The sequence below is a fragment of the Robbsia sp. KACC 23696 genome, from assembly GCF_039852015.1.
Classification (GTDB): domain Bacteria; phylum Pseudomonadota; class Gammaproteobacteria; order Burkholderiales; family Burkholderiaceae; genus Robbsia.
Genome location: NZ_CP156626.1, coordinates 1084985 through 1097585 on the forward strand (window position 1 = coordinate 1084985; position 12601 = coordinate 1097585).

The 12601-nt window shown below is 62.1% G+C and carries 11 protein-coding genes; 7 read left to right on the plus strand and 4 right to left on the minus strand.

All coding sequences use genetic code 11. The features are described 5' to 3' along the window. The first annotated feature begins 52 nt into the window (after positions 1-52). Positions 53-1573, plus strand: coding sequence for an aldehyde dehydrogenase (gene adh, locus ABEG21_RS04460; RefSeq protein ID WP_347556058.1), 1521 nt, complete (start codon positions 53-55; stop codon positions 1571-1573). Positions 1574-1756: 183 nt separating this feature from the next. Further along, positions 1757-2113, plus strand: a complete 357-nt coding sequence (locus ABEG21_RS04465; RefSeq protein WP_347556059.1) for a response regulator — start codon at positions 1757-1759, stop codon at positions 2111-2113. Here the strand turns inward: ABEG21_RS04465 and ABEG21_RS04470 are convergent. After that, positions 2062-3150 carry a LysR substrate-binding domain-containing protein gene (locus tag ABEG21_RS04470; RefSeq protein ID WP_347556623.1) on the minus strand — a complete coding sequence of 363 codons (1089 nt, stop codon included), beginning with the start codon at positions 3148-3150 and terminating at the stop codon, positions 2062-2064. The two genes, ABEG21_RS04465 and ABEG21_RS04470, sit on opposite strands and share 52 nt — an antisense overlap. Before the next feature lie 113 nt (positions 3151-3263). On the opposite strand from ABEG21_RS04470, the gene ABEG21_RS04475 reads away from it, so the two are divergent. The 3 genes from ABEG21_RS04475 (at position 3264) to ABEG21_RS04485 (ending at position 7357) form a co-directional block, all read left to right on the plus strand. Then, on the plus strand, positions 3264-4376 hold the full coding sequence (locus tag ABEG21_RS04475; RefSeq protein WP_347556060.1) for a DUF1338 domain-containing protein: 1113 nt from the start codon (positions 3264-3266) through the stop codon (positions 4374-4376). A gap of 29 nt (positions 4377-4405) precedes the next feature. Continuing rightward, a complete protein-coding gene (locus ABEG21_RS04480) occupies positions 4406-5950 on the plus strand; it encodes an aldehyde dehydrogenase family protein (RefSeq protein WP_347556061.1) in 1545 nt (514 codons plus the stop codon). Positions 5951-6100: 150 nt separating this feature from the next. After that, complete coding sequence (locus ABEG21_RS04485; protein WP_347556062.1) at positions 6101-7357, plus strand: PLP-dependent aminotransferase family protein; 1257 nt, start codon at positions 6101-6103, stop codon at positions 7355-7357. Between the two features lie 42 nt (positions 7358-7399). On the opposite strand, the gene ABEG21_RS04490 is transcribed toward ABEG21_RS04485, so the two are convergent. Further along, the gene (locus ABEG21_RS04490; RefSeq protein WP_347556063.1) at positions 7400-8023 is read right to left on the minus strand and encodes a TetR/AcrR family transcriptional regulator; all 624 of its coding nucleotides are present in this window, start codon (positions 8021-8023) and stop codon (positions 7400-7402) included. A gap of 197 nt (positions 8024-8220) precedes the next feature. On the opposite strand from ABEG21_RS04490, the gene ABEG21_RS04495 reads away from it, so the two are divergent. Continuing rightward, positions 8221-9015 carry an alpha/beta fold hydrolase gene (locus ABEG21_RS04495; RefSeq protein WP_347556064.1) on the plus strand — a complete coding sequence of 265 codons (795 nt, stop codon included), beginning with the start codon at positions 8221-8223 and terminating at the stop codon, positions 9013-9015. A gap of 255 nt (positions 9016-9270) precedes the next feature. Then, positions 9271-10641: an 8-oxoguanine deaminase gene (locus ABEG21_RS04500; protein WP_347556065.1), complete on the plus strand. Its 1371-nt coding sequence runs from the start codon at positions 9271-9273 to the stop codon at positions 10639-10641. A 13-nt stretch (positions 10642-10654) separates the two neighbouring features. Here the strand turns inward: ABEG21_RS04500 and ABEG21_RS04505 are convergent, their stop codons facing one another. Further along, entirely contained in the window at positions 10655-10921 is a 267-nt protein-coding gene (locus ABEG21_RS04505; RefSeq protein ID WP_347556066.1) for a pentapeptide repeat-containing protein, read from the minus strand. A 126-nt stretch (positions 10922-11047) separates the two neighbouring features. Beyond that, the gene (locus ABEG21_RS04510; protein WP_347556067.1) at positions 11048-12589 is read right to left on the minus strand and encodes a M81 family metallopeptidase; all 1542 of its coding nucleotides are present in this window, start codon (positions 12587-12589) and stop codon (positions 11048-11050) included. Between the last annotated feature and the right edge of the window lie 12 nt (positions 12590-12601).

Genomic DNA, 12601 nt, shown 5'->3' on the forward strand with positions numbered 1-12601 from the left:
GCCGATCGCGCCATCCACCAGTGCAACGACTTCAACGATAACGGAGACGGCAATGAACCATGCTGACATGCAATTCCTCGGTGTTCCCTTCCCGTTCAAGCCGCAGTATGAAAATTTCATCGGTGGCGCCTGGGTGCCTCCGGTCGATGGTGTCTATTTCGACAATGTTTCGCCGATCACCGGGCAAGTATTTACGTCGGTGCCGCGATCGGGCGCCGCGGATATCGAATTGGCCCTCGATGCCGCGCATCGGGCAAAGGATGCGTGGGGGCGGCAGTCGGCGGCGGATCGTGCGGCGGTCTTGTTGCGCATTGCCGATCGCATGGCGCTCCATCTGCCGCAACTCGCCTTTGCCGAATCGATCGACAACGGCAAGCCGATCCGCGAAACGCGGGCCGCGGACATTCCGCTCGCCATCGATCACTTTCGCTATTTCGCCGGCTGTCTGCGCTCGCAGGAGGGCGCGATCAGTGAGATCGATCGCGACACGATCGCCTATCATTTTCACGAACCTCTCGGCGTTGTCGGGCAGATCATCCCGTGGAATTTTCCGATCCTGATGGCGGCGTGGAAAGTGGCGCCGGCCTTGGCGGCCGGTAATTGCGTCGTGCTGAAGCCGGCCGAGCAGACGCCGGCGTCGATTCTCGTGCTGGCCGAACTTATCGCCGATCTGCTGCCGCCCGGCGTATTGAACATCGTCAACGGATTCGGCACGGAGGCAGGGCAACCGTTGGCATCCAGCAAGCGCATTGCAAAGATCGCGTTCACCGGGGAGACCTCCACCGGACGCCTGATCATGCAATATGCGAGTCAGAATCTGATTCCGGTAACGCTCGAATTGGGTGGCAAGAGCCCGAATATTTTCTTCGACGATGTGATGGCCCATGACGATGCATTCTTCGACAAGGCGCTGGAAGGCTTTGCGATGTTTGCGCTGAACCAGGGCGAAGTATGTACCTGCCCGTCGCGCGCTTTAGTTCAAGAAAGCGTCTATGAGCGATTTATTGAACGTGCGGTGGCGCGCGTGGAGAAAATCCGCCAGGGGCATCCGTTGGACGACAAGACGATGATCGGCGCGCAAGCATCGCAGGAGCAGCTGGACAAGATCCTGTCCTACATCGAGATCGGTCGAGGGGAAGGTGCGACCTGCCTCACCGGCGGAGTTCGCGCGCGACTCGACGGAGAACTGGCGAACGGGTATTACATGCAGCCGACGATTTTCCGCGGCGACAACAAGATGCGCATCTTCCAGGAGGAGATCTTCGGGCCGGTGTTGTCGGTAACGACGTTCAAGGATGAAGATGAAGCGCTGGCGATCGCGAACGACAGTGCCTATGGTCTCGGAGCGGGGCTATGGACACGCGATGTCCATCGAGCCTATCGGATGGGGCGCGCCATTCAAGCCGGGCGCGTCTGGACGAACTGCTATCACGCCTATCCCGCGCATGCGGCGTTCGGTGGGTACAAGCAATCCGGCATTGGTCGCGAGAACCACAAGATGATGCTGGAACATTATCAACAGACGAAAAATCTGCTGGTCAGTTACGGTACGTCGCCGCTCGGTTTCTTTTAAAGAACGCCGGTCTCACGAATTACATCGGGGCTAGGGCATCCGAGTATAATGCTTCGTTAAAATCGGTTGCGCGATCTGTCGGTGAGGTGGCGCAATCGTTTCGCTTCGCGTAGGCCTGACGGCTCCGGCGTGCCACGCCGAACCTGTTCAATAGCAGCGCGAGGGACAGGAGCGTAGGCACGTATGCAAGAACAAAAAGATCTACTGGTCGTTGACGACAATATCGATTCGGCTGAAAGCCTCGCGATGTTGCTGGAAATTCACGGCTATACGGCCCGCGTCGTCCACGATGGACCGGCGGCGCTCGCGGCGGTGGCCGAACGGTTGCCTGATGCGGTCATCCTGGACATCAGCATGCCGGGCATGGACGGATTCGAGGTCGCGCGGCGACTTCGGACCCAATTCAACGCCGATCAGTTGAAACTGATCGGTTTGTCCGGCTATGGCGACGACGGCAGCCGCCGCCAAGCGCACGCTGCGGGCTTCGATCAATTGTTGGTCAAGCCGATCGACGTCGAGGGTGTCATCGCCGCGCTTTGATCGTCTGGCGTCGGGTTGCGCGGGTCACCCGCGCCGTCACCCACGTAGGCGCGCGCCTGACCGAGCAGCCATTCCCGGAACATCTGTAGCGGCGGGTTGTGGCGCGCCTCGGTGGGATAAACGAGGTAGTAGGCGGCATCGGCGTCGCGATGGCGCGTGCCGTTATCGCCGTCCAACGCCGCGCCGTCTCCCTTATCTCCTGACTTCTTCCTCGCCCCCCGCCGTTGCGCGGCCTGCCTGCTCGGCCAATCGGCAAAGGGCATCGCCAGGCCAGGATCGCCCCACAGTCCGTCGAGAAAGAAGCGCGGCACTAACGCCACGCCTAGCCCCGCGCGCGCGCCGCTGATCAACATCGTGAACAGTTCGTAGCGCGCGCCGCGCATCGCGCGCGGATCGTCTACGCCGCATTGCAGCAGCCAGTTCTGCCAAGCGTCGGGACGCGTGGTGGAGTGCAGCAGCGGCAAGTCGAGCAGCGCTGCCGGATGCGTCGGAAGGTCTCCCAGCGTCGCCAATAAGGCCGGCGCGCACACCGGCACCACCTCTTCACCGAACAAACGGTCCGCCATCGTGCCGGGCCAATTCGGCGGTCCGTAGTGAATCGCGGCCTCGAAATGCGTCTCGCCAAACGCGAACATCTCCGTCTGCACGCCAAGATTGACCTGTAGAGAGGGATGTCGGGCGCTTAAATCGTGCATCCGCGGAAGCAACCATTGCGAGGCGAAGGTCGGCAGGACCGCCAGTTCCAATGCACCGGCACCGCTGCCGTGGGCAATGATGGCCAGCGTGTCGCGCTCCAGCGCATCGAGCGTGCGCCGCACCTGCGCGCTATACAAGGCCCCCGCGCGCGTCAGGATCACGCGCTGTTTCGCGCGGACGAACAGACGCACGCCCAGCTGACTTTCCAGGGCACTGACCTGGCGCGACACGGCACTCTCCGTCAGCGACAAGGCGCGGGCAGCCGCGGTGAAATGTTCGTAGCGGGCAGCGGCATCGAACGCGATCAATGCCCCCATATTCGGTAGTCTGCGGCGGCGCATCGTCATGAAGTTGATTCCAAAAACGCATTACCTGCCGATTTTATCGTGCTTTACGTCGGCGCCGTAGAGGCCAATAATCAGTTCACATGGGTAGGAAAGAAAAGGAGGAGAACATGAAACGCAATGCCAATATCGACGGGCTGCTGCAGTCCTTGCTGGGTTCGGAAAAGACGACCGCCTTGTTCGATACGTTGAATATGCCGGCGGCGCTGTCGCACTGCGAACCGGGCGTGGTCAGCCGCACGGAACTGGCGCAGGCCATGAATATGGCGCTGTTCGATGGCCTGATCGCGCGCTCCGCAAACGGCCGGCGGTATACCGCGCGGGCGTTGGCTGCCGTACGTGAGCGCCGGCGTGCGCCGGGAGCGGCCGAACACGCGCGGGACGACATGTCGTCCGTATCGGCTGCGGCGCGGGAGCCGTCGGCGGTGTGTTTCGATCACGGCGCGCTGCGCACGGTCCGTTGGGCGCAGAACGGCGCTTTGCCGCCCGGCGAAGCGGCGTTCGCGCGCATTCTGATCCCCTTGGGGTTCGAGATGCGCAACCGGTATCCATTGGACAAACTCGGGATGACCGGGCGGGCCTATGCGCATCGTGACGCGCCGGAAGACATCGCGCAGTTCTTTGTCAGCGAGCTGCATCCGGAGCGGTTTTCGCCGGCGTTCCAGGAAGCGGTGACGCAGATCGTGTCCACGTCGGTCGATCCCTTGACGCCGAACGCCGTTGCCCTGCTGTGGGATTTGCACCGTGACGGCAGCCTGCCGTTGGCCTATGCGCAGGAACTGTTGCCGGTGATCGTCGGCGCGTTTGCCCGGCAGCATGCGGTGCCCCGCGAGCGGGATTACGAGGCGGTGCTGAAGGAGTCGGCGGAAATGGCCTGGATCGCCACCGAAGGCAATGCCTTCAATCACGCCACCGATCGCGTGACCGATGTGTTCGCGCTCGCCGATGCCGAAAAATCGCTCGGTTTGCCGATGAAGCCGGATGTCGAGTGCTCGCGTTCCGGCCGGGTCTTCCAGACGGCCTACCGCGCGGACCCGGTCGAGCGGCCTTTTATCGATCGCGATGGCCGGGAGATTACGCGCACGGTGCCGGGCTCGTTCTATGAGTTCATCACGCGCAAGCACGAGTTCGACAAAGAGACCGGGCGTTGGCGTCTGGATCTGCGCTTTGATGCAGGCAACGCCCAGGGCATTTTCAAGATGACGGCCGGCGCGGTGATGTAAGCGGGCGGTCTGTGCAACCAGGAGAAAAAATGAACGTCGATGCCATTCTGGCTGATCTAGGGTTGGCGCATCTGGGCGCGCACGCCGCGGCCGGCGACGGCACGCCGTCAACGGCGGGGCTGGCGGTACATTCCCCGATCGACGGGCGGCGGCTCGGCGTCGCGCCGTTGCATGCGGCCGATGAGGCGCCGGCGGTGATGGCACGCGCGCAATCGGCATTTCTCAGCTGGCGCGATGTGCCGGCGCCGCGGCGCGGCGAACTGGTGCGTCTGCTCGGTGAGACGCTGCGTGCGAAGAAGCAGGCCTTGGGCACCTTGGTGTCGATGGAAGCCGGCAAGATCCTCCAGGAAGGGCTGGGCGAAGTGCAGGAGATGATCGACATCTGCGACTTCGCCGTCGGGCTGTCACGCCAGTTGTATGGGCTGACGATCGCGTCGGAGCGGCCCGGTCATCGCATGGCCGAAAACTGGCATCCGATGGGACCGTGCGTGGTGATTTCGGCGTTCAATTTTCCGGTGGCGGTGTGGTCATGGAATGCGGCGCTGGCACTCGTCTGTGGCAACAGCGTCGTATGGAAACCGTCGGAGAAGACGCCGCTGACCGCGCTGGCGGTGGATGCCTTGATGCGCGATGTGCTGAACGCTTTCGGTGACGCGCCGCCCGGTCTCGTGCAAACGGTGATCGGCGGCCGCGACATCGGCGCGCACCTGGTCAACGATGCGCGCGCCGCCATCGTCAGTGCGACGGGCAGCACGGCGATGGGGCGCGCCGTGGGCGCGGACGTGGCGCGCCGCTTTGGCCGCGCCATTCTGGAGCTTGGCGGCAATAACGCCGGCATCGTGACGCCGTCGGCGGATCGGGAACTCGCGCTGCGCGGCATTCTGTTCGCGGCCGTCGGCACCGCCGGACAGCGCTGCACGTCGTTGCGGCGTCTTTTTGTACATGACAGCATCTACGACGAAACCGTCTCGCGGCTCAAGACGTGGTACGCGAAGGTGCCGATCGGCGATCCCTTGGCGGCGGGCGTTCTGATGGGCCCCTTGATCGATCGAGATGCCTACGATGCCATGCAACGCGCGCTGGAAGAGGCCCGCGCGCAGGGCGGGCGCATCACTGGTGGCGAACGCGTCAGGCCCGAGGGCGATGCGGGCAGCGATCAGGCGTTCTATGTACAGCCGGCATTGGTCGAGATGCCATCGCAAACGCAGGTGGTTTTGCGGGAAACCTTCGCGCCGATTTTATATGTGATGCGCTACAGCCAGTTCGACGATGCGATCGCGGCGAACAACGCGGCCGCGCATGGCTTGTCATCGTGCGTTTTCACGAACGATCTGCGCGAAGCCGAGCGATTCACCAGCGCCGCCGGCAGCGATTGCGGCATTTCGAACGTGAATATCGGTCCGAGCGGGGCGGAGATCGGCGGCGCGTTCGGCGGCGAGAAGGAAACGGGCGGCGGCCGCGAATCCGGTTCGGATTCGTGGAAGGGCTATATGCGCCGCGCGACGAACACCGTCAACTACTCGACGCAATTGCCGCTCGCACAAGGAATCCGCTTCGATTTCGACGGCGGTTGAACGTCGTCCCATCCATGCGATGTCGTGATGTCGTGATGTCGGCATCTTGCGGTCATCGCATGGTGGGTCTTTCGACAAGGAGCACGAGGCACCGTGTGCCTGAGCTTCACTGGCAGGTTTGCCAGTGTTTTCTTCACTTTTTGAGATGACATGAGCGCCACGCAATCCGACACTTCCGGCCTGGCCGCCGGACCCGCCCTCGACGCGTCCTTTTTTGCGGCGCCGTTCCGACACCCGGTTGGGTCGCCGATACGCGAACTGTTTCCCTACCTAAGTCGTCCCGGGATGATCTCGTTCGCGGGCGGCATGCCGGATCCGGCCCTCTTCGATGGCGACGGTCTGCAACGCGCGCAGGAAAAAGCGTGGAAAAACAAGTCGGCGTGCCTGCAATATGGCCCGACCGACGGATTGCCGATGCTGCGTGCGGCGCTCGCATCGGTGATGCGCGCGCGCGGTGTGCAGTGTGACGAAAGCGGCATCATGGTCACGTCTGGATCGCAGCAGGGTTTAGACTTGTTGCTTCGTGTCATGGTCGAGCCCGGCGACGTCATTCTCGTCGAGGAGCCGGCCTATCCGGCGACGCTGCAGGCCATCCGCTTGGCGCAGGCACGCGTCGTGTCGCTGGCCGTCGACGACGATGGTCTCGATATCGATGCCTTGTCCGCGCGATTGGCACAGTGGGATCGCACGTTGCCCGAACCGAAAGCGCTCTACACGGTGCCGACATTTTCGAATCCCACCGGTTTGACGATGTCGCGTGCGCGACGCATTGCCTTGCTTGAGTTGGCGGTCAAACATCGCCTGCTGTTGATCGAGGACGACCCGTATAGCGAGCTGCGCTTTTCGGGCGACGCCGTGCCGTCTTTACTGGCGCTGTCCGAAGAGGTGCCTGGATCGCGTGATTGGATCGTGCATTTCTCGAGTCTTTCCAAGATCGTCGCGCCCGGCATGCGCATCGGCTGGATGCTGGCACCGACGGAAATCATGCGTCGCTGTTCCATTGCGCGACAGACGGTCGATCTTTGCGGGCCCGGCTGGCCGCAGGCCGTCGCGACCGCTTATTTGGAGGACGATGCGTGTGCCGCTCATCTTCCGCGCATCATCGCCGCCTATCGGGCCAAATGCGATGCACTGGCGTCCGGCTTGCAAGCGGCATTGGGCGAGCAACTAACGTTTTCGACGCCGCAGGGCGGGATGTTCCTGTGGGGACGCGTCGCATCGGGCGTCGACGCGGCCGAGGTGCTGAAGGCGGCGATCGAGCAGGGCGTGATGTTCGTACCGGGCTCCGCCTTTTATTCCGATAAAGCGGACCGTAGCACCGTTCGTCTGTCGTTCGCGATGCCGTCGGTCGAACAGATCGGCGAAGGCGTCAAGCGCCTTGCACTGGCGGTGTCACAGATGGCATAAGGTGCCGCGACTGCAGACAATGCAACATGGTCTGCGGTATCGCTACCGCGGGCCGTGCCGGCGAGATCCCTCGATCAGCGTATCCACCAGTTGATTCGCCCACTGCGGCCCGGTTGGCTGGCCCAGCAAGAGGCGTAGATAAATGGCGCCGACGAACGCATCGAGGACACGCGCAATATTCAGGTCCTCTCGAAATTCCTGTTTGTCGATGCCGGCTTGCAGCACGAGGGTGCTGCGCTTCCTGAGCGGCTTGGAGAAGTCGTCCAGAAACATCTGCTGCGTTTGTGGATCGCTTTGCGCCAGTGCAACGACCGATGCCGCGATGCGGCCATTGGGCCCGCTCAACGTGCGTGCGAGGGACAGGACCAAGGCGCGGAAATCATCCGCCGGTGCGTCGGTGTCCGCATAAGTCAACGTGGGCGCAAAGGCGCTCAGGAAGCTCTCGTGCATCAACTTCATTTTATCCGGCCAGCGACGGTAGACCGTCGTTCGCGCAACACCGGCCTTTGCCGCAACGGCATCGATCGAAAATCGGCTTAATCCGTCTTCCACCAGAATCGCATACGCGGCGTCCAGAATAGCGCGATGCACGGCCACGTCACGCGGACGCCCGACGCCCCGTACGCGCGAAGGCGGTGTGGCATCGGACAGTGTTTCGTTTTTCATTCCCTGGATTGGTAATCGAGCAAATCATCGCCCGTGAGATCGACGAATCGCGAGCCTATCACGATGGACGCGCCATGACGCACATTGCCAGGCAGGGCGTTACGTCGTATATTACGCTACAAACTGTAGCGTAAATATCTCCGGTGTGATTTTTGCCCTATCTTTCAGGTGGGGCGGCCGTTTTATGGGAAAGAGACATGACGACCAACGACGTCGAATCGCGCGTGGCGCTCCATTACATCCGTACCGGGCCGCGCGGCGGAACACCGCTTCTTTTCCTCCATGCGCTGGGGCTGGATCTGTCGGTGTGGGAGTCGCAGATCGCGGCATTCGGCGCAGATCACGATGTCATTGCCGTCGATCTGCCTGGACATGGACGGACCCCGCAAACTGACGACGCACCGCGTTTTGCGGCATTTTCAGACAGTCTGGTGCAGTTCTTGAATGGATTGGACATCGCTGCCGTCGATGTCGTGGGATTGTCCGTGGGCGGGATGATTGCGCAGACGCTTGCGGTACGGGCGCCGGAGCGGGTGCGATCGCTGACCTTGGTCGCGACGTCCTGCACCTTTCCCGATCCGGTCCGTCAGAACTTGCGTGAGCGAGCACACTATGCGCGCGACCACGGCATGGCGGCGCTCGCACCTTTGCACGTGGCGCGGTGGTTCCCTGATGCTTTTCGCGCGGTGCGCCCCGACCTGATCGACCGTTTGACGAAAATACTTTTGCGTCAGGACAATGCCTTTCATGCCGAGATGTGGGCGATGGTCGCCTCGCTCGACGTGGCGCAACAGCTCGAAACGGTGCAATGCCCCGTGTTGGTTGTTGCCGGGCAAGATGATGCAAGTGCATCACCGGCTGCGGGACAGCGCATTGTCGAGTGCGCGCCCGATGCGGCCCTTCATGTGATGCCCGAGTGTGGGCATTTTCCGCCGATGGAGTTTCCGGCGGCATTCAACGCGCTGTTGCGCGCGTTTCTTCACCGCGAATAAAGCGAAACCGCGCCTTTGCGGCATCGGCCTTTTTCGGTGGAAACATCGGACTATACGCTCGCGAGGAAGGGGATTATCGCGGCGGCCGTATGGCGCGGGCATATTGCGTGCGGATAATGCAGGCATGCGCGTTCGAGGCGCACGATAGGCACCCCGAAGACGGCGCGCAGCGTTGGGTAACCGGGTAGAGGATGCGATGCACGAGACGGTCTAATGCGTGCTTCGCGTTTCCCAATATTTACCCAGGATACGCACATGACCCGCTCGCCCCGTACGTTACTCGTCAAGAACGCCCACGTTGTCGTCACGATGGACGCATCGCGGCGTGAAATCGCCGACGGCGGGTTGTTCATCGAAGGCAATCGCATTGTCCAAGTGGGACCGAGCGCCGATCTGCCGCAGCACGCCGACGAGGTCCTCGATCTGTCCGGTCATCTGCTCATGCCGGGAATGATCAATACGCATCACCATATGTATCAAAGCCTGACGCGTGCGATTCCCGCTGCGCAGGACGCCGAGTTGTTCGGCTGGCTCGGCAGTCTTTACAAGATATGGGCGAACCTGACGCCCGAGATGATCGAAGTGTCGACGCTGACGGCGATGGCGGAACTGATCCTGTCGGGATGCACGACATCGAGCGATCATCTTTATCTCTTTCCAAACGGCAGCCGCCTGGATGACAGTATTGCTTCGGCGCAGCAGATCGGCATGCGTTTTCACGCGTCACGCGGAAGCATGAGCGTCGGGCAAAAAGACGGGGGATTGCCGCCCGACGCATTGGTGGAAAGCGAACGCTTCATTTTGGAAGACACGCAGCGGCTGATCGAGACGTATCACGACGCAAGCCGGTACGCGATGTTGCGCGTGGTCGTGGCGCCGTGTTCGCCTTTCTCCGTCAGTCGCGAACTGATGCGGGATGCCGCGGCGCTGGCGCGTCACTACGGCGTATCGATGCACACGCACCTCGCGGAAAACAGCAACGATGTGTTGTATAGCCGGGAGAAGTTCGGCATGACGCCGGCCGAATACGCGGAAGATCTCGGCTGGGTCGGCCCTGATGTGTGGCATGCCCATTGTGTGCAGCTCGATGCGGCCGGGATCGCCTTGTTCGCGCGTACCGGTACCGGCGTGGCCCACTGTCCGTGCTCGAATATGCGCTTAGGATCCGGTATCGCACCGCTCAAGGCAATGCGGCATGCCGGTGTGCCGATCGGGCTGGGCGTGGATGGCTCGGCTTCGAACGACGGCGCGCAAATGGTAAGCGAGGCGCGTCAAGCGCTGTTGCTGCAGCGTGTCGCCTTCGGGGCCGATGCCTTGAGCGCACGAGAGGCACTCGAACTGGCGACGCTCGGTGGCGCAAAGGTCTTGAATCGCGACGATATCGGCGTGCTTGCACCGGGGATGGCGGCCGACTTCATCTCATTCGACCTGCGTCATCTGCATTTCGCGGGCGCCTTGCACGATCCCGTTGCAGCGTTATTATTCTGCGCGCCGTCGACAGTTTCCACTAGTGTCATCGATGGCAAGGTGGTCGTACGGGACGGACGGATCACGACAATCGATTTGGATCGCGTGGTGACACGGCACAATAAACTGGCAACGCAGCTATCGTCGCGATCACATTAAGCGAAGCGCGGCTTCACGCCACGACAAAGCCGAACGCGGTCATGATCTGCGCGGCTTGTTCATGCGAGATGATTGCGCCTTCGAACAGCTTTGCCTGCTGCAGGGACAATTCGCTCAATTCGCACGCACGCAAATCCGCATCCTTGAAGCGGCAGCCGCTCAAATCGAGATTCGAGAGATCCCCTTCGGCAAAAGCGAGTTTGACGAAGTGGCGATAGCCCTGACTGAGATGGGTGCGCAACGCCGCGGGCGTCTCGCAAGTGATCGGCGTGGTCGACATGGCGTGCGCTTGGATAGGGCGGGAGCAGGAGCCGCATTATAGCGGGCCGACCGTGGAGACATGGCCCGCGACGCTAAACACTGCGCGCCGAGGGCCGAGGGCCGAGCCTGTCGCTTGCGCCGATGCTCAACCGTTCAGTGACCAGGTGACGTCCGCATCGATCGGCACGACCGGGCGGGGAAGATGACGCCAATCGAAGCGCGTCAGGATGGGCGAGGTCAAGCCCGGTACATCCACTTCGATCACTTGCTCGTGCTTGAAAAACTCGTCGAAGCCGCCACGGAAATGACCGCGCGATTTAAGCACCACCGCTTGTGCCTTGCCAATATCGAGACCCAGATGCTCGAGGAACATCGGGTCCGCGCATTGGGTGCGATTGCTGATGATCACAACGGTAATGCCGGCGATTTGCAGTGCCGCCGTTTTCCCCAAGCGGATGCGCGTGTTTTTAAAGATGCCGCGCCGCCCTGTCACGGCACCATTGGACAGCGCGAGCACGGTGGCTTCGGCGACCAGCGGTTCGACGAAAGCGTGCGGCGCTTCTCCTTCCACCGGACGATTGAAATGGGCGGTGATCGTCGCGCCCACGCCTGCCGCATGGGCATCGGCGGCGAGCGCAGGGTCATTAATGATGCCGACGATGACATTGTCCAGTTTCGCGTCGAGGAAGGCGCGCAGGATCCACATCGTCTTGCCGCTGCCACCGCCGCCCGGATTATCGGCGACGTCGGCAAAAACCAGGGGAACGGGACTCTCCCGGGCGAGACGGACCGATTCATCCAGCGAGGTCAGCGTTGCGACAAAGCGGTCGCGCCTGGCCCATGCCGCTTCGGCCAATTCATCGGCCAGGGCATCGACCTTGTGTTTGTCGTCGCCGGTGACGACGACATGCATGCCTTGATACGGTACGTCGCCTTGCGAAAAGCCCGACATCACCGAGACATTCCAGATCGCCGGGCCGATCTCCGCCTGACGTCGTTGTCCCAGATCGATCACCTCGGCATAGGGACCCTGGGCGGTCAGCAAGGTCACGGAAGGACCGATGATCGGCAAACGACGCGAGGCCAATACCGTCTTCTCGCCCGCCAGCAAGCGGCGCAGCAATTGGGCTGATTCGGCGCCGCGTTCGCGCATATCCAGATGGGGATTCGTGCGATAGCCGACAAAGGCGTCGCAGCAACGGACCATATCGTCGGAGACGTTTGCGTGCAGGTCATACGAGCAGACGAGCGGGATGTCCGCGCCCAGTTCCTCGCGCACCATCCGTTGGATCGTGCCTTCCGGGTCGAGATCCACGGTCGTGATACCGGCACCGTGCATCACGCAGTACACGCCGTCGACCTGACCGCGCAACGCGCGCAAACTGCTGCGCCAGATCTCGCAGAGTTCCTGAAAGAAGGCATATTCGACGACGCCATTGGGTTCGGCCATCGCCAGGAAAATGGGGCGAGGCTGCCAGGCTCCGGCACTATCCATATCGCTTACGAAGCCCGGCATTTCGCCCAAGGCCAGCGGCGAATCGCTACGCGCATCGGTGACGATATCGTCGCCCGAGAGCAGGCAGCGGAACTGCGAGCGACCGGCCACCGGCGCGAAATGATTGCATTCGATCGAGAAGCCCAGCAAAGCGATGCGGGGACCGGCGGCGCCGGAAAGGGGATCGGACATCGCTATCTCCAG